This is a genomic window from Vibrio sp. CB1-5, assembly GCF_059412285.1.
The window spans coordinates 240,164-256,745 of record NZ_JBJHPB010000001.1 but is presented as its reverse complement, the minus strand read 5'-3'; the positions used below and the strand labels follow the sequence as shown (position 1 = coordinate 256,745).

Genomic DNA, 16,582 nt, shown 5'->3' with positions numbered 1-16,582 from the left:
GGTCGATAAAATAAATTGGTTCTAACAAGGGGAAGGACTGTGATCGTAAGGAATGCGATTAAGAGTGACGCAAGTACGTTATTGAGCAAAAAGCGGAGTTTGACCGTGCTATGAAAGGCTTTAGTGGTGAAATCTCTACGACTGTTGAGAAGATTGAACGCACTTTATTTGGCGATTATCCATTTGAGCACGCTTTATTATTGGAGCAGGACAACGAAGTATTAGGCTTTGCCTTATTCCACTATCGATATTCTTCTTTTAGTGGAGAGCCTTCCATCTGGCTTGATGACCTCTTAGTGGCAGAAAATCAAAAATCAAAAATCAAAAATCAAAAGGTCACGGTCACAAGGTAATGCTGGCCTTAAAAACGGAAGCAATATCATCATCCGTTTCCCACATTTCGTGGACTGCTAGTCCCTACAATAACAAAGCCCATGAGTACTATAAAAGACTCGGTGCGGAGGTGGGACGTTTGGACGGACAGAGGCCGTACTTTCGTTGGGTAATGTGCGAACCGCAGGAATAGCGCACATTAGAGTCTATTAATAAAGGGAAGGTGATTTGGAGATAACTAGAAGTAAAGACTTTGTCGCTGACAGAGCTTGGGGAGCTAAAAACATCGCATGTATGAATGGCATCACTACTCGATTACATTGGACAGATAAGCCATATAAGTGGCATACGAACGATGGTGAGGAAGTGTTCGTTGTCTTAGATGGTGTGGTAGAAATGCTCTACAGAGAGAATGAAGTCGAGAAAGCCGCAGTGCTCAATGTCGGTGATATCTTTTATGCGTCTATCGGAACGGAACATATGGCACACCCAGTTGGTGTTGCGAGAGTGCTAGTCATCGAGAGTGAAGGAAGCGTATAGAGTTGTTGAAAATGAAAACAAGAGAATTATCGGGCGCATGAAATACAAAGAGAGAGCGGCCTCTCAAGATGACTTTGAGTTTCTTTTTGAACTCAAGAAAGCCGCTGAGTATGACGCAGTGTCTAGAGTCTTTGGTTGGAATGAAGCACTTCAGCGTCAATTGCACGAACAAGATTTTTATTTGAACCACAACGTGATGGTTACTACTTCGGTCATTTCTTCTTGTTGCCCGAGTATCAAGGTATAGGTATTGGAAGCGCTATCATGAAAGCTTGTATTGTGCGATCTCGCTCGAAAACTATCCATCTTTGTTACCTTATAGGTAATCAAGTACATAGTTTGTATGAGAGATTTGGCTTTGAAGTTGTCAGCCAAGATGAGCACTTTGTGTATATGCGTAACTAGACCTTAAGATAGAGCCTATGTGGGTGCTACAACTCGTCACCTAGAAAACGGTCAACCTGACGTCTTTTTTGAAAGCGTGGTCGACGATGTAGTTTGGAGAATAAAAAGATGAAATTCTGGAATCGACTCGTTTTTGGGCATGGGAAACAGCTTAGCAGATGAACATAGATTCTTGCTGTTTACGCTATTAGTCAGCTTACTATTAGCAGCGTTATTCATATATGTTGTCTGTGCGAAAAACCTCGATACGTTGAGCGTTGTGGCGATCACTCTGCTTCTATCGGGAGGCGGAAGTAACGTTTACGACCGTATAGTTAACGATGGTGCAGTTATCGATTTTCTAAACATCGGGTTCGGCAACGTAAGAACCGGTGTTTTTAATGTCGCCGACGTGGCAATAATGATAGCGGGTCTCTTGTTAATACTGAGCAACTTAAAGAGTCGTGAAAGTAAGCAGTAGATGTTTTGGTTGCTACAGGACCTGAGTCAGAATTTAATGGGATACGATTTGTGCCGATGACTTTGCAAATTGCGCCTTAGGTATTAAGTATTGGCAGAAAACCAATGGAGAATGGATCGTGGAGGACATAAACCTTAAATTAGCATCCATAGTTGAAGCTGGAAACCTGCAAAGCTGCGCACTGGATGCTTTCGAAGAAGATAGCCGTAAATATGGTTCCTACCCACCAAACATAGAATCTCTTGAATGGATAGAATCTCAAATCAATGCTGGTAATTTCTTTCTCATCATATGGCAGGACCAGTTAGTCGGCGGTTTGTGTGCAGAGCTTGATAGTGATGAGCTGGTGGAGGTTAAGTATGTGTTTGTGGCATCGAGTTTTCAAGGCAAGAGTTCGTTACCGAGTTTGATTCTTCTCCATGGGCGAAGCGGGCATTTTGCAGTAGCTGTGGAACACATCTATATGCCAGGTTTAAGCAAACAAACAGTATTAATGTGCCAGTAGGGCTATTTCCAGAGGTTCCTGGACTGACAATGAATATGCAGTATTTTAGCGACTTGAAACCTAAGTACTACGGTATTTCGAACAATACGGAAGAAATGACAGAAGCTGAAATCATGGCGCACTTTGGAAGCGCTGACTCCTAGGAGATAAGGAAAGTCTCTTAAGGAACTTCAGGGCATAACTCTAATAGCCACTATAAGGAAATAGACATTGGCCAAGTATGTAGAAACGACGAAACGGCTCACCATTGAGTTTTTTCGATATTTCGCGGCATCAGTATTGGTGCTTGGTATTAATGGCGAGCTGTTTAACATCGGTCTCAGAGTGTGGTCTGAAGGCGAGATGTCGTTTTATAGTGATGGTCTTTGGGGCGTGAGTTTATTTTTAGCCTTTGTCCTAACCTGCTGCGTGATGTTTAACAAGTACTGTCCTAAGTAGCAGCATTTGATATTTAGTTAACCATCAGATTTATACAGGGAGAGTTGAACTTGATAGAGGAATTATCCGGTGGCAGAGGTGCTGCCATCTATCTAAAGGAAGATAAGGTCCTGAGACCGGCAGGCTCTTGGTCGCCAGCGGTTCATACATTACTAAATCATCTAGAACGCGTCGGGTTTTCAGCCGCACCCAAGTCTTTTGGTTTTGATGAAAACGGCAATGAAATTTTGTCGTTTGTGCCAGGCGAAACGACGAACTTCCCTCTTGAGGGTGATATTTCCTCATCTGATGCACTCGCTTCTGCGGCCAAACTGTTACGAGCGTATCATGATGCATCAAGCAGTTTAGTTGAGGCCGTAGACGTGAGTACTATGCGTTGGATGCTACCTTCGATAGAACCGATAGAGGTTATTTGTCATGGAGACTTTGCACCATACAACGTTGCCTCGAATGGGGCTTCGGTCGTCGGGGTGTTCGATTTTGATACGGCACATCCAGGTCCTAGGGTTTGGGACATCGCCTACGCCGTTTATACTTGGGCACCGTTTAAAACTCACAGCGATGATGCGCTCGGTGATCTACAAACTCAGATGCAAAGAGCAAAGTTGTTTTGTGATGCTTACGACTTAAATGTTGAATTGAGACTAAGTTTGGTTGACATGATGGTGAATCGAATTCAGGCACTAGTTGACTTCATGCATACAGAAGCAAACCAAGGTAATCAGGCTTTTATTGAGAATATCAACGACGGTCATCATCTTGCCTACCTATCAGATATTGCCTATCTGAAAGAGAATGAAACTGTCATTGCAAAGACTTTAGTAGCGGATGTGTGATGACTCGCATCGTAAGGAACCTAATATCCTATCCTTCAATCTATCTGTTAGCGTCAGTACTGAATTGACACTATTTAGGGGGATTTATGGAGTTTAGGTTCTTTACGAAAGATGGCGGTTATACCTACTTAGAGACAAGTTCTGAGACCTACAAACAGGAGGCAAGTCAGTTGATTGAACAGGGGTTTATTGAACAATCATTGATCATCACTGCAGATAGCGCTAAAGAGGCAGAAACGATTTTTAAAGATGAGCATCAAGGATTTTTCAAAAAGCTCAACATGTTATTAGGGCCTTTTATTACTCCTGGGTATCACCGAAGCAAATAGCAGTCAACATTCCGGTTATATACAAATATCAAAATTGATAATAGCCAGAGTGTTGACTACCTAGTTCACATTGTGAGTACTTTTTTGCATAAATTTAAATATTGAGTATTTTCACAACTACTGTGCTTGGTTAGCCTTGACGAGATAATTAACTAAAGGCGGACTATATGGAAAGCTATTGTAAAAAGTGCAGTCAAGTTACTCAGCATAAACAGCATCTTCAAGAGGCAAAAGATAACTATCCCAATACGTTCTGGGGTGGGGTAAAAAAGTACGTCGTTGAGACTCTGCTAATAGGCGAAAATACTGATATGGCACTTAAAAAACTTGATGAACAAGAGTTGGTGCTCACTTGTACCTCGTGTGGAAATAAAAAAGTAGAAAATCAAGCGACAGAGCTTCAATAGTCGCTATAGAAATAACGACATAGATCTCTTTGAGGTGGCGAGATGACTTGCCGCCTACTTCATGAACAAGTTTCGTATAATCCTCGAAGTTTTAATCCTCCCAACTAGAACCAGTGTTGTCTAAGTTCTGATAGCGAGTACGGCATATCTTTGTTCTATTCTAGAGTCACTTCAAAAATCCTCACTTAGTGTAGTTACAACTTGCTTATCAACTGGTTGAATATCTACTTCGCATGAGAAACCTCGAAATGGGGCAAGATATACGGTGAACAAGGAAGAACCATGATACGTTATTTACCAAAACTGCCATCAGGAAGGCAGATAATCGCTCTATTAATCGTGACTAATTTGATCTACGCATTAATGCTGGGCTACACCATACCCACACTTATGGAGTATTCCTCTGGGTTGCCAATATTTGATATGTCACCGATGGGTTACAGTTACGATCAAGCAATGACCTTGTTGAACTCACTTGGTGGTGAAGGGCGTGCATTCTATTTAACTCAGCTGGCATTGGATATGATCTATCCGGCAATGTTTGCGATGACTTATTACCTTTTGTTTGTCTGGATTCTAACGAAATGCGGAATTACTAACGGTGTATGGCAATGGTTGGCAATGTTGCCTGTACTCTCTGCACTTGCCGACTATCTAGAAAACATCAGTATTTGGTTGATGCTATCGAGCTATGAGGATGTGACTCCGCTAATGGTCGATACTGCATCAGTGTTTACTGTAACTAAGAGCATGCTTGGGATGTTGTATTGGATTTTTTTACTCGCGTTTGTGGTTGTTGCGATGGTGCGCTGGGTTAAAAAGCGACAGTTTTCTTAAATTGGCAATAACATAAAAGTAAAATCGTAAGTCGAGAGGTTCGACTACCCTAGAAAAGTCAGACAATTATGTTCCTATTTAAATGTCTTCGATTACATGTTGAATCTTCTGTTAACTTCCCGAGGCAGTTCAAAATTTAGTCTTGTTAAAGGTTACATTTATTGATTCAACTGGTTGAATACTTGGATATAGAAACTCAAGCGAATCTCGATGATAGTGATATCAGTTTGGTTGGGAAAACAAAAATCCGTTTGGCACAGGGAATTCAGAGTTATGGGAAAGAAATTTAGTGAGTTAACACAAAAGCACGTTGAATTTATTGAGTCGCAGAAAATCTATTTTGTGGCAACGGCGGCTGAGAGTGGCACAGTAAATTTGTCGCCAAAGGGAGGTGACTCATTACGAGTCATCAACAATAAACGATCGCTTGGCTGAATTTAACAGGAAGTGGCAATGAATCTGCAGCTCATATTCTTCTTAATAGCCGTATGACGTTGATGTTTTGTGCATTCGAAGGTGCCCCTCTGATTTTGAGAACTTACGGGCAAGCAGAAGCACTTCACATTAATGATGAACGTTGGAACGATTACGCGCCTCTATTTCCTCATAGTCATTCTAATAGGCAAATCTTCATTCTTGATATCGACCTTGTGCAGGCATCGTGTGGTATGTCAGTCCCGTACTATCACTATGAGGGTGATCGAGATGACTTGGATAAGTGGGCGGATAGGCTCGGACCTGAGGGTATCGAGAATTATTGGCGAAAGAAAAACCAACAAAGTATTGATGGTTTTGAATCCGAGATTGTGGAACGAGCAGGATTAAAACAAGAATAGCTTACGCATAAAAAGGAAAACGAATGTCTATTGAAAGTAGAATCGCTGAACTCGAACTCGTCCTCCCCACAGCGAGTGATCCCCAGGGCAGTTATTGTAACTGTGTCCGTACCGGAAATCTTTTGTATGTGTCTGGAAAAGGCCCCGTGGCGGGTCTAAATGATGTCCCTAAAGGCAAACTGGGTCGAGAATATACGACTGAGCAAGGGTATGAGTTTGCGAAGTTGACTGGACTAGACATATTGGCAGCGGTGAAACTTGAACTAGGTAGTCTTGATAGAGTTGCCAGAGTGGTCAAGCTTCAAGGCTTTGTGAATGCAACAGAGACGTTTGAACAACACCCTAAAGTCCTAGATGGCTGTTCGGACTTGATGGCACAAGTGTTTGGAGATAAGGGGGTTCATGCTCGTTCGGTTTTGGGTGCTCAGTCTTTGAGAGGCAATTTGCCAATCATTATTGATTCTATTTTCGAAGTTGAGGATAGATTGGATAAGTAATGAATCTAGCACTATTTGATTTTGACGGCACCATTACCACTGAGGATACGTTTACTGCTTTTTTATTTTACGCATCTTCCAAGTCACGGATTGTCATTGGGCTCAGTATACTGTGGCCGGTGATTGCTCTCTACAAACTAGGCTGGTTGCCCGCGAGTAAAACCAGACCCATTTTGTCGAAAGTTGCCTATTGGAACCGAAAAGAAAGCGATGTGATTGCCAGTGCTCGCCACTTTAATCATGAGTACTTAAACAAGGTAGTAAGACCTGAAATAGTCGAGAAGATCCGCTGGCATCAGCAGCAAGGCGATGAGGTCATTGTCATCTCAGCATCGCTAGACCCTTATCTCCGGATTTGGTGCGAACAACACGGTGTTAATCTCATCTGTAGTCAATTAGAGGTGAGAGGTGCTCGCTATACTGGGCGTTATGTTCAAGGGGATTGCAGCGAAGAGCGTAAGGTGGCGTTTCTAAAATCGTCATTCGATATTACTCAGTTTGGCAAAATTTACGCCTATGGCGATACCCCAGAGGATCTACCCATGCTGAAACTTGCCGATGTAAAGTACTACCAGGGACAAGAGATTACCCTACAGTGAATTATGTAAGAGCAAGGAGGCTCTATGGATATTGCAGCTAACTTTAGAGTGTTGGCGCTGTACAACCAGCGAATGAATCAGCAACTGATAAAAGTATGCGAAACTCTGAGTAATGAAGAGCTTCATCAAGATCGCGGTGCATTTTTTACGTCGATTATGGCGCATTGGAACCACATATTGTTTGGTGATTTGATCATGTTACAACGTTTAGTCGCCAACCAGTGTGTTGATATCGCGGAGGATAGGCTATCCAATCTCCCTACATCTAAATCGATCCACGATATCTTTGTGAAAGATATCGATCATTTGAAATCTTTAAGAAGCACTGTCGATGATATTTATATCGATGTCACTCATCAGCTTACACATGAGTCGTGTTGTCAACGAATTGTTCGCTATACCACGACCGAAGGCATACTAATGGAGCGAACAGTCGCTCAGTTTTGTCAGCATATCTTTAACCATCAAACTCATCATAGAGGCCAACTTACCTGTTTATTGAGTCAAATAGGCTTAGATTTTGGTTGTACTGATTTGCCGATGATTGTACCGGAGACGGTATCATGACAATCGCGGATTGCGGAGTTTTACTTGTGGTGAAACAATAGCTCGCTCCTTCACATGCTAGGGCAATTCAATGCAGCAAATACTTGACCTCATTAAGCAAGACCCGTTAAGACTCACTGTGTTAGAGCAAGTTCGTAGGCTTGATTTACCTCAGTGTTATGTCGCAGCAGGATTTGTTAGAAACCTAGTTTGGGATCATTTGCATAATAAGCCTACCGCAACACCTCTCAATGATATCGACATTGTCTATTTTGACGAACGTGAGTCCGACCCCAACGCTTACCTTGATTATCAGCATCAGCTTTCTACAGCGATGCCCCAACTTGAATGGCAAGTTCGCAACCAAGCTTTAATGCACCAAAGAAACGGTGACGAGCCATACACAAGCACATTAGATGCGATGAGTTTCTGGCCGGAGAAAGAGACGGCGGTAGGGATAAGAAAGCGAGCTGAAAGTGAGTTTGAATGTATCGCTGCGTTTGGTTTTGAAACCCTGCTTGCTGGCCATATCACTCATAACCCCAAAAGAGACAGAAGCACTTTTCTGCAACGAATCGAAGAAAAGCGATGGTTGACGCATTGGCCGCAGCTTAAGGTGATCACAAGCAAAACGAATGAAAATTAGTTGTTGACCTCAATGTAACTTGAGGTTTTACGCTTAGCTTGTATCTAGGGAAATAAAGAGGACCGGCTATGCAAAACAACTACGATAAAGCACTCGCGATAAAAACGTTTCAAGAAGAGATTCGCCGAGAGTATTACAAGGCCCAAGATAGTCGATTTCATTGGCCGAGCTTTTCGGCGGGTGTTTTAATTGCCATGATGGTGAGCATCCCTTGGTAGAGGCTCACCATCATGTGCATGTAAGGATTAAAGCGCTTTTAGTATTGCCTCTGCGGTGCTGACTTCGAATTGCTGAGGCGCTTCGATATTGAGTTGGGTTACTACGCCGTTATCTACAATCATTGCGTAGCGCTGAGAGCGAACTCCACCAAACGAAGCGGTATCCATATCAAGGCCAATGGCTTTGGTGAATGCGCCATTGCCATCAGCGAGCATCATCAGTTCACTGGCATTTTGGGAATCGCCCCATGCCTTCATCACAAATGCGTCATTAACTGAAACGCAGCAAATCAAATCCACGCCTTTCTCTTTTAATTTATCAGCTAGAACAATGAATCCTGGTAAATGCGCTTCCGAACAGGTTGGTGTAAACGCACCTGGAACGGCAAATAGAACGACTTTCTTGTCTTTAAATAGGGTTTCTACTTCATGGTTAACCATGCCATCAGAAGTGAGTTCACTGAGCGTCGAGGCGGGTAATGATTGACCTTGTTGAATCATAACGTGGTTCCTTGTTGTTTGTTCTAACGATGGATCTTAACTGGGTGATTAATTTACGAAGCTGAATCCAGTGTAGTTCGTTTTCTTTGGCTTGGTACGTGATAACTGTGAAACGGATCCGGTTCTAATAGGAAGTAGCGGTTTAAGCGTTAGTTGATAAGTTATTTGATAGGAGGGCTAAGGTCGACAGGTAAGTGGGAATAAGGCAGAATACCCCGCATTATTTGCTAAAGAATTGATGAAGTTATGTCGTTGCCTCCTTGTCCAAATTGTCAGTCTGAATATGTCTATCAAGACCAAAACCAATTGATTTGTCCTGAATGTGCTCATGAGTGGAATCCTGTAGAGCTTGCAGAGGACAGTGAACTGAACATCAAAGATGCGAATGGCACAAAGCTTGAAGAAGGTGACCGCGTCACGTTGGCCAAAGATTTGAAAGTCAAAGGTAGCTCGCTGGTGTTAAAAATCGGTACCAAAGCGGTGGTAAGGCGTATCGTTGAGGGCAAAGACCATCAGTTGGATTGTAAAGTTGATGGAGCGGGTGAGATGATGATCACCGCTAAGTTCGTTAAAAAAGCCAACTAAAAAATCGAAGCTAAAGTGCTATTAGTGCTTATTGGGATATGGGGTAGCAAAAATGGATGTCGAGCGACTCAATACACAGCATTTTGATGCGTTGTTCGACTTTGAACAACAAAACAAAGCGTGGTTTGAACAGTTTGTTCCAGCAAGGCCTTCTAGCTACTCTAATTTCGTTTCGTTCTGTCATGCTCAGCAAGTACTACTTGACGAACATGAGCAGGAAACCAGTCTATTTTTTGTCGTTGTTGAATCAGATAAAATTATTGCGCGGATAAATGCGACCCAACTGACTGAAGGGGAATCCACTCATGGAGAGTGCGCTTCTAGAGAGTGTGAGCTGGGCTACCGAGTAGGGGAAGATTACCAACAGCAAGGCGTTGCATCTTTTGCCGTTGCTAGAGTGCTGCAACTTCTTCATAAAGATTACGGTGTGAAGCTTGTCTATGCGAAAGCTGCGACTGACAATCCTGCGTCGGTACGAGTATTAGAAAAGTCAGGTTTCAACAGAGTCTCGGAACGAACTGAACCAGTGCGAGTCAATGGTAGAACATTGCATCTAGCTCAGTTCGAATGCCTGCTAACGCCTTGACGTGATGTTCAATACATCATTTCCCGACAGCGATACCTTCTCTTCGCGGATCGGCCGCTCCTTCAAGTCCCTCAGAAGTCATTCTAATCGCGTGCAAGCCTGAGTTGAGCTCTCGAGCTTTCACTTTAAAGCCCATCTTTTCAAACTGTTGTGTGTACGCCGTAAGCGGTGTATTGACTTCAATATCCATTTCACCAAATCGATTGATCATTCTCGGTTGGTCTATCGCTTCTTGAATCGTCATCTCCCAATCTAAATGCGCTATCAGAGTTTGAGCGACATAACCTATGATGCGACTCCCACCCGGTGAGCCAATGGCCATGTAGGGCTTTCCTTGCTCCATGACAATAGTAGGTGCCATTGATGAGCGAGGTCGTTTGTTAGGCTCTACGCGATTGGCAACGGGTTTGCCGTTGCTTTCGGCCACGAATGAAAAATCGGTAAGCTCATTGTTGAGCAGAAAGCCGCTGGCCATGACTCGTGAACCAAACACATTCTCGATTGAAGAGGTCATTGAAACGACATTGCCTTCGCTATCGACCACATTAAAGTGCGTGGTCGAAGGTAGTTCAAGACTTTGATCGGTCGAAAGGCTGCTTGTGTTAACTAAAGGTGGTGTGCCGGCTGTTACAGATGCTAAAGCGCGGTTTGGTTTTATGAGTTCACTGCGTGAACGTATATAGTTGGAATCAAGCAAGCCGGTTACTGGCACATCGACAAAATCACTGTCCGCGATGTATAAGCCACGGTCCGCAAAGGCGAGCCGTGAAGCGTCCGCTAAAATTTGCCAACTCACTGGGTTGTCGCTGCCGAGTTTATCGAGCTTATGTGGTTCGGTGAGCATCATAATTTGCCCGAGTGTTAGTGCGCCGCTACTCGGTGGTCCCATTCCACAAATATCGAACTGTTTATAAGGTGCACAGACTGCGCTGCGTTCAGCAACTTGATAACGAGTTAGATCGTCGAGCGTTAATAGCCCAGGGTTGGTTTCCGACTGACTTTTAACGGCATTGACCATAGATTCCGCGACTGGCCCTTTGTAGAAGCCATCGCTGCCTTTAGCTGCCATGAGTCGCAGAGTTTTTGCATATTGTGGATTCTTGAGTAGCGTGCCTTCCGTTTTCGGTGAGCCGTCGCTTTGCAAGAAATAGCGAGCAGTATCAGGATGCTTAGCAAGAAAGGTAACATCATTTGCTATCAGTTTGGCGAGTCGGGCACTAATCACGAAGCCTTGTTCTGCTTGCTCAGCAATAGGTTCGATAATTTGTTTCCAATCCAACTTACCGTATTTCTGATGTACGTCCCAGAGTAGTTTTACGGTGCCAGGCGTGCCTACTGAACGCCCACCAACGACGGCGTCAAAAAAGCCCATCGGCTTGCCATCTTCGCCAATGAATAGATCGCCACCGACGGCAGCTGGCGCCGTTTCTCGGCCATCATAAGTGGTTAGCTTGGATTGTTTGCTATCCCAATACACCAAAAAAGACCCGCCGCCAATGCCGCTCGATTGAGGCTCAACAAGCCCGAGCATAAGTTGAATGGCGACCATCGCATCAATGGCGTTGCCACCTTGTTCAAGCACCTTAGCTCCCGCATTGGTTGCTGTGGGGTTCGCGGCGGTGACCATCCAATCTTGACTAACGACGAGTGATTTCGTGTCTAAACCTGTGGCGATTTCTGGAGCAAATGCATCCGTGGCTTGAGAATTTGCGAAAGCCGAGAGGGAAGTAAATAAAGTCACAAGGGGGACAAGCCGCTTTAGCTGATGCGCCATAAACTATCCTAATAAATGTGGAAATTTGACTGAATGCTTAAGGTATAAAAATACGTTACTGACATCTATTTGCCAACGAAATGTAACGCGTTTGTCATCACTCGGGATCATTATTGTGCGTAAATTATTACAGTAACTTGCCCGTTACGAAGTTTAGTATAAAAGGAAGTCAACGTGAGCCAATTTAATTACGACGATGATCAGCGTCCACTCGATCAAGAACCAGAATTTAATAAGTTTGTCGATGCAGCGATGTCGCGCCGAGGTTTTCTAAAAGGGACTGGAGCGGCTGCCACCGTTGGTTTTTTTGCTGCTACGCCTTTAAGTCAAGCGGTAGCAAGTGTAAAACCAGCGTCGTCTGCTTTGATGGGTTTTGATGCTATTCCGATTTCGACTTCAGACGCTGTCATGGTTCCAGAAGGTTACCAAGCGAACGTGCTTATTTCATGGGGAGATGCGATTAAAAATGGCGCGCCTGCATTCAGTCAGAACAATGACTCCAAAGCACAAGAAATGCAGTTTGGTGACAACAATGATGGCATGACATTTTTCTTAATTGACAATGATCGCGCAGTGTTGGTGGTCAATAACGAGTACACCAATAACGAATATTTGTATCCTCACCAAGGTAAAAGTATTACTGCCGATGATGCTCGCAAAGCGCAAGCAGCACACGGCGTATCTGTCATTGAACTTAAAAAGAACTTTGGTCAGTGGCAAGTAAACCTAGACGGGCGTCTTAACCGACGTGTGACCGCGTATACTGAGATGGAAATGACAGGCGTTGCCGCAGGTCATGACTTACTAAAGACAAGCGCAGACAAATCAGGCAAGAAGATTCTAGGTACATTTAACAACTGTGCGAATGGCCAAACGCCTTGGGGCACATACCTTACATGTGAAGAAAACTTCAATGGTTACTTTGCCGATACTAAAGGTACAGAGCTTGGTGAAAGCTATGAACGTTATGGGCTAAACAAGAAAGATCGTGGCTACGATTGGTACAAGCACGATGCTCGTTTTGACATGGGTAAAGAGCCAAATGAACCTCACCGTCACGGTTGGGTTGTTGAAATTGATCCTATGAACCCTAATTCGACACCGAAAAAACGCAGTGCGCTAGGTCGATTTAAGCATGAAAATGCGGCGCTAACGGTCAACGGTGATGGCCATGTTGTGGTTTATCTGGGTGATGATGAGCGTGGCGAGCACCTATACAAGTTTGTCTCTAAGAATAAGTATGTTGAAGGTGCAGAATCGAATCGTGACCTATTGGAAGAAGGCACTTTGTACGTTGCTAAGTTTGAAGGCACGCAAGGTGAACTCAAAGGCAAAGGTCAGTGGCTTGAGCTGACTTGGGGCAAGAATGGCTTAACACCAGAGAATGGCTTTCCAGATGCGGCGTCGGTGATGATTTTCGCTCGTATGGCTGCAACGCAAGTTGGTGCGACGACAATGGATCGCCCAGAGTGGGTAACCGTCCACCCTGACAATCAGTCAGTGTTCTGTACACTGACCAACAACAAATATCGTGGTGTTAAAGAGTCGCAGCCGATCAATGCGGTTAACCCGCGTGAAAAAAATCCTTATGGGCATATTGTCCGCTGGAACCCCACAGCAGGGAATCATACGTCAGATACCTTTGAGTGGGACATTTACGTGATTGCGGGTAATCCAGAAGTCCACAAGTCTGGCTTGATGGCTGGCACGGATAATATCAACAAGGACAATATGTTCAACAGCCCAGACGGTATTGGCTTTGATAAGTCAGGGCGTTTGTGGATTCAAACAGATGGTAAGTACTCAAATAAAGGTGACTTTGCAGGCATGGGCAACAATCAGATGTTGTGTAGTGACCCAGCAACGGGTGAGATTCGTCGCTTCCTAACCGGTCCAATCGCATGCGAGATCACGGGTTTAACCTTCTCGCCAGATTACAAAACCATGTTTGTCGGTGTTCAGCACCCTGGAGAGGGGCTTGCGCCGTCGCACTTCCCTGAGGGGGGAAACGCTGTGCCACGTTCATCGGTGGTGATGATTACACGTAAAGATGGTGGTGTTATCGGCGCTTAGTATATACAGCGGCATCAAGTAACATACTAAACAAAGAAACAAGGGAGGTGAGCAATGCCTCCCTTGTTCTATCCGCTCTTTCTATTTAAGTGGCCTTTGTGATCTTCCGTGATGTTAAGGTATCGAGCCATGATTAAGATGCTTGGATCCGAGCGTCGAGTTTTTCCATCAGAATATCACGCTTGAATGGCTTTGGTAGATAGTCGTCCATTCCACTTTCATAGCATCGTTTAATATCATCATCGAGTACCGATGCAGTCAGTGCTATGATGTGTGTTTGTTTGATGCCCTCACTCTTTTCATAATCTCGGATTGCCTTTGTTGCTTCAAAACCATCAAGTACAGGCATCATGCAGTCCATCAGAATAAGACCGATAGAGTCGTGTTGCTCTTGGTATAAATCGACGGCTTCCTGCCCATTATTGGCAATGACAAAGTCGATAGAGAACTTTTTCAAATTGAGGCTGACAATCTGTTGGTTCACTTTGTTATCTTCGACGATCAAAATTTTAAAATGACGTTGATGTGGGGTTTGGTCGTGCTCCACGAATGCATCATCTGTGTTGTCGGCTGAAGGGGAAGGTACTGCAGATCCTACCGTTGGATTGTATTCAGTGGCGTTGTTCTTACTGTGCTTCACTTGCTCTAGTGTCTTAATCATTCGATTACCAAACAGAGGACTAGTAAGGTAACTATCGATATTCGCTCCAGTACTCTCGTGAACGTGTTTATTGTCTCTCAACAAGACAATAGGGAAGCGAGCATCCGCAGACTTTAGTTTGCTGACGTGCTTCGAATCATCCAAAATAACAATAGTGTCGTGATCTAGTTTGAGCAAAACGTCATCAACGACTGAAAACTGGTGTAGATTGTAGCCAAAGCGTTTGAGTTCATTGAGAAGAAGCGTGCTTGGCTCTTCAGAAACATAAGCGATGTGCATGCAACTCTCGTTGTGTACGTGATGAGAGTCGCGTTCAAATGACAATGTGAAGCTGAATGTGCTTCCAGCTCCTTTTTTTGATTGAAGGGCAATTTTACCCCCCATCATCTCGACCATTTTTGCGCAGATTGCAAGCCCCAAACCCGTTCCCCCATACTGCTTAGAGGTATCGGCATTTTCCTGTTTAAACTCTTCAAATACACGTTGCTGATTTTCCGGGTCGATGCCGATGCCGGTGTCGGTAACATTGAATCTGATGGCCACTTCAGATTCATTGGATTGAACGGCTTTCAGACTGAAGGAAATGCTTCCTGACTCGGTAAATTTGATCGCGTTAGACGCGAGATTCATCAGCGTTTGGCGCACTTTTTGTTCATCTGCCTGAACATAGTCTGGCACTTTAGGGTCAATGTTGATATGAATATCGACTGCCTTTTGTTGTGCTTTTGGCGCGATAAGTGCCGCTGTGTCGTAAACCGTTTCTTTAATAGCGGTAGTATGAGGGCAAATCTCAAGATGTCCCGATTCAATTTTGGAGAGATCGAGAATGTCATTTATCAGCATCAGAAGCGTTTGTGATGAGGCATTGATAGTCTCTAGATAATCTTTTTGGTTGGCCGACAGCTTGGTATCAGCCAGTATTTCAGACATACCTAAAATGCCGTTTAGTGGAGTGCGAATTTCATGGGACATATTGGCAAGAAAGGCACTTTTTGCTTTGCTGGCTTGCGCTTCGTCTTTCCGTGCTTGGATTAGCTTGTTTTCGAGTACTGTCACTCGTTGAGTGACAGTCAGCAATACCAAAATAATGGCCGCAATTAGCGCGATAGCCGATAGGACTCGGTAGTTTTCATAGTCCGCCAATTTAGCGTTAATCAGTGGAGGTAGGTCATTGAATAGACTATTTAACGACGCCTCTAAGCGATGAATGGTTACTCTTAGTTCACGAAGTTCACCTTGCTGATGTGAATAACCGAACTCTTCATAGGTGCTTTGTAAGGCATAAAAGGCGAGTTTAAACTCCTGAAATCGATTAAATACTTCAAAGCTCAATTGTTCTCGAGTGATGACCTGCTGAAGTTGCTCAAGGTTACGTTCAATGCGCGGTAAAACACTAGGGTCTAAACGGCTAAAAAATTGATACATCAAATCCTGCGTCACCAGTGTGAGTTGATCGATGTTGTTTGAGTTAGCGCGAATCAACGTCTGCTCGAAAGCAAGTGCCTTGTCTTTGAAGTGGTCAATCAGGCCTTCTCTTTGGTCTGTTCCGTGAATGACGAAAACAAGTTTACTTAGATTGAAAAATTTTTGAGTGTACGCATCAACATTGGCAAGCGCTTGTTGACCGTTATAGGCAATATCGATGTCAGATTGAATGATACCCGTATTGATTTGCCCTATTTGAGATAGAAGTCCCTGATACTCTGACTCCATCTTATCGAGGTATTGATTTTCGACTCGAGCGATAAAGTCTTTCTCATGTCGACGCATCATAAGCATTGAGTTTGCTGCTTGAAGTACATCCTTTTGCAGCTGGATAAGCTGCTGCTTGGTTTGGTCAAACGAACGTTCAATGTAAAAGAAAATCGCGAGCAGTACCATGATGGCACATCCACCAGATATGAGTATCTTTCGTAGAGATTGAGAGGTGTCTGAACGCCTGTCTGGCATAACCCAACATCCTTATATTA

The 16,582-nt window shown here is 43.9% G+C and carries 19 protein-coding genes and 3 pseudogenes; 19 read left to right on the top strand and 3 right to left on the bottom strand.

From position 1 onward, the window contains the following. Nucleotides 1–39: 39 nt before the first annotated feature. From ACJB0T_RS01140 to ACJB0T_RS01065, 16 genes and pseudogenes are all read left to right on the top strand, one after another. Nucleotides 40–526, top strand: a pseudogene (locus ACJB0T_RS01140) (GNAT family N-acetyltransferase). Nucleotides 527–561: 35 nt separating this feature from the next. Then, entirely contained in the window at nt 562–873 is a 312-nt protein-coding gene (locus tag ACJB0T_RS01135; RefSeq protein WP_479289835.1) for a cupin domain-containing protein, read from the top strand. Between the two features lie 37 nt (nt 874–910). Further along, nucleotides 911–1,278, top strand: a pseudogene (locus ACJB0T_RS01130) (GNAT family N-acetyltransferase). A 139-nt stretch (nt 1,279–1,417) separates the two neighbouring features. Further along, nucleotides 1,418–1,738, top strand: a complete 321-nt coding sequence (locus ACJB0T_RS01125) for a signal peptidase II (protein WP_479289837.1) — start codon at nt 1,418–1,420, stop codon at nt 1,736–1,738. A 118-nt stretch (nt 1,739–1,856) separates the two neighbouring features. After that, on the top strand, nt 1,857–2,243 hold the full coding sequence (locus tag ACJB0T_RS01120; protein ID WP_479289839.1) for a GNAT family N-acetyltransferase: 387 nt from the start codon (nt 1,857–1,859) through the stop codon (nt 2,241–2,243). A 210-nt stretch (nt 2,244–2,453) separates the two neighbouring features. Next, the gene (locus tag ACJB0T_RS01115) at nt 2,454–2,681 is read left to right on the top strand and encodes a hypothetical protein (RefSeq protein WP_479289841.1); all 228 of its coding nucleotides are present in this window, start codon (nt 2,454–2,456) and stop codon (nt 2,679–2,681) included. A gap of 53 nt (nt 2,682–2,734) precedes the next feature. Beyond that, nucleotides 2,735–3,517 carry an aminoglycoside phosphotransferase family protein gene (locus tag ACJB0T_RS01110; RefSeq protein WP_479292228.1) on the top strand — a complete coding sequence of 261 codons (783 nt, stop codon included), beginning with the start codon at nt 2,735–2,737 and terminating at the stop codon, nt 3,515–3,517. Nucleotides 3,518–3,603: 86 nt separating this feature from the next. Then, complete coding sequence (locus ACJB0T_RS01105) at nt 3,604–3,846, top strand: PAS domain-containing protein (protein ID WP_479289844.1); 243 nt, start codon at nt 3,604–3,606, stop codon at nt 3,844–3,846. Nucleotides 3,847–4,013: 167 nt separating this feature from the next. After that, entirely contained in the window at nt 4,014–4,253 is a 240-nt protein-coding gene (locus ACJB0T_RS01100) for a hypothetical protein (RefSeq protein WP_479289846.1), read from the top strand. Nucleotides 4,254–4,535: 282 nt separating this feature from the next. Beyond that, nucleotides 4,536–5,090 carry a hypothetical protein gene (locus ACJB0T_RS01095; protein WP_479289848.1) on the top strand — a complete coding sequence of 185 codons (555 nt, stop codon included), beginning with the start codon at nt 4,536–4,538 and terminating at the stop codon, nt 5,088–5,090. A gap of 273 nt (nt 5,091–5,363) precedes the next feature. Then, nucleotides 5,364–5,926 (top strand): annotated as a pseudogene (locus tag ACJB0T_RS01090) (pyridoxamine 5'-phosphate oxidase family protein). A 23-nt stretch (nt 5,927–5,949) separates the two neighbouring features. Beyond that, entirely contained in the window at nt 5,950–6,423 is a 474-nt protein-coding gene (locus ACJB0T_RS01085; RefSeq protein WP_479289849.1) for a RidA family protein, read from the top strand. Further along, the gene (locus ACJB0T_RS01080) at nt 6,423–7,022 is read left to right on the top strand and encodes an HAD family hydrolase (RefSeq protein ID WP_479289851.1); all 600 of its coding nucleotides are present in this window, start codon (nt 6,423–6,425) and stop codon (nt 7,020–7,022) included. Before ACJB0T_RS01085 ends, ACJB0T_RS01080 begins: the two co-directional genes overlap by 1 nt. A gap of 24 nt (nt 7,023–7,046) precedes the next feature. Further along, a complete protein-coding gene (locus tag ACJB0T_RS01075) occupies nt 7,047–7,589 on the top strand; it encodes a DinB family protein (RefSeq protein WP_479289853.1) in 543 nt (180 codons plus the stop codon). Nucleotides 7,590–7,659: 70 nt separating this feature from the next. Further along, entirely contained in the window at nt 7,660–8,214 is a 555-nt protein-coding gene (locus ACJB0T_RS01070; protein WP_479289855.1) for a nucleotidyltransferase family protein, read from the top strand. A 68-nt stretch (nt 8,215–8,282) separates the two neighbouring features. Beyond that, a complete protein-coding gene (locus ACJB0T_RS01065) occupies nt 8,283–8,432 on the top strand; it encodes a hypothetical protein (RefSeq protein ID WP_479289856.1) in 150 nt (49 codons plus the stop codon). Nucleotides 8,433–8,459: 27 nt separating this feature from the next. Here the strand turns inward: ACJB0T_RS01065 and ACJB0T_RS01060 are convergent, their stop codons facing one another. Continuing rightward, nucleotides 8,460–8,933 (bottom strand): peroxiredoxin, encoded by a 474-nt coding sequence (locus ACJB0T_RS01060; protein WP_479289858.1) that lies wholly within the window; start codon nt 8,931–8,933, stop codon nt 8,460–8,462. A gap of 246 nt (nt 8,934–9,179) precedes the next feature. Between ACJB0T_RS01060 and ACJB0T_RS01055 the strand changes: the two genes are divergently transcribed. Together ACJB0T_RS01055 and ACJB0T_RS01050 are read left to right on the top strand one after the other, a co-directional pair. Continuing rightward, a complete protein-coding gene (locus tag ACJB0T_RS01055) occupies nt 9,180–9,518 on the top strand; it encodes a zinc ribbon domain-containing protein YjdM (protein ID WP_479289860.1) in 339 nt (112 codons plus the stop codon). A 52-nt stretch (nt 9,519–9,570) separates the two neighbouring features. Next, nucleotides 9,571–10,104, top strand: coding sequence for a GNAT family N-acetyltransferase (locus tag ACJB0T_RS01050; protein WP_479289863.1), 534 nt, complete (start codon nt 9,571–9,573; stop codon nt 10,102–10,104). Between the two features lie 16 nt (nt 10,105–10,120). On the opposite strand, the gene ggt is transcribed toward ACJB0T_RS01050, so the two are convergent. Beyond that, complete coding sequence (gene ggt, locus ACJB0T_RS01045; protein WP_479289866.1) at nt 10,121–11,878, bottom strand: gamma-glutamyltransferase; 1,758 nt, start codon at nt 11,876–11,878, stop codon at nt 10,121–10,123. 252 nt (nt 11,879–12,130) lie between these two features. Between ggt and ACJB0T_RS01040 the strand changes: the two genes are divergently transcribed. After that, nucleotides 12,131–13,951: a PhoX family protein gene (locus ACJB0T_RS01040; RefSeq protein WP_479292230.1), complete on the top strand. Its 1,821-nt coding sequence runs from the start codon at nt 12,131–12,133 to the stop codon at nt 13,949–13,951. A gap of 133 nt (nt 13,952–14,084) precedes the next feature. Here the strand turns inward: ACJB0T_RS01040 and ACJB0T_RS01035 are convergent, their stop codons facing one another. Continuing rightward, nucleotides 14,085–16,562 (bottom strand): hybrid sensor histidine kinase/response regulator, encoded by a 2,478-nt coding sequence (locus ACJB0T_RS01035; RefSeq protein WP_479289868.1) that lies wholly within the window; start codon nt 16,560–16,562, stop codon nt 14,085–14,087. Nucleotides 16,563–16,582: the final 20 nt, after the last annotated feature.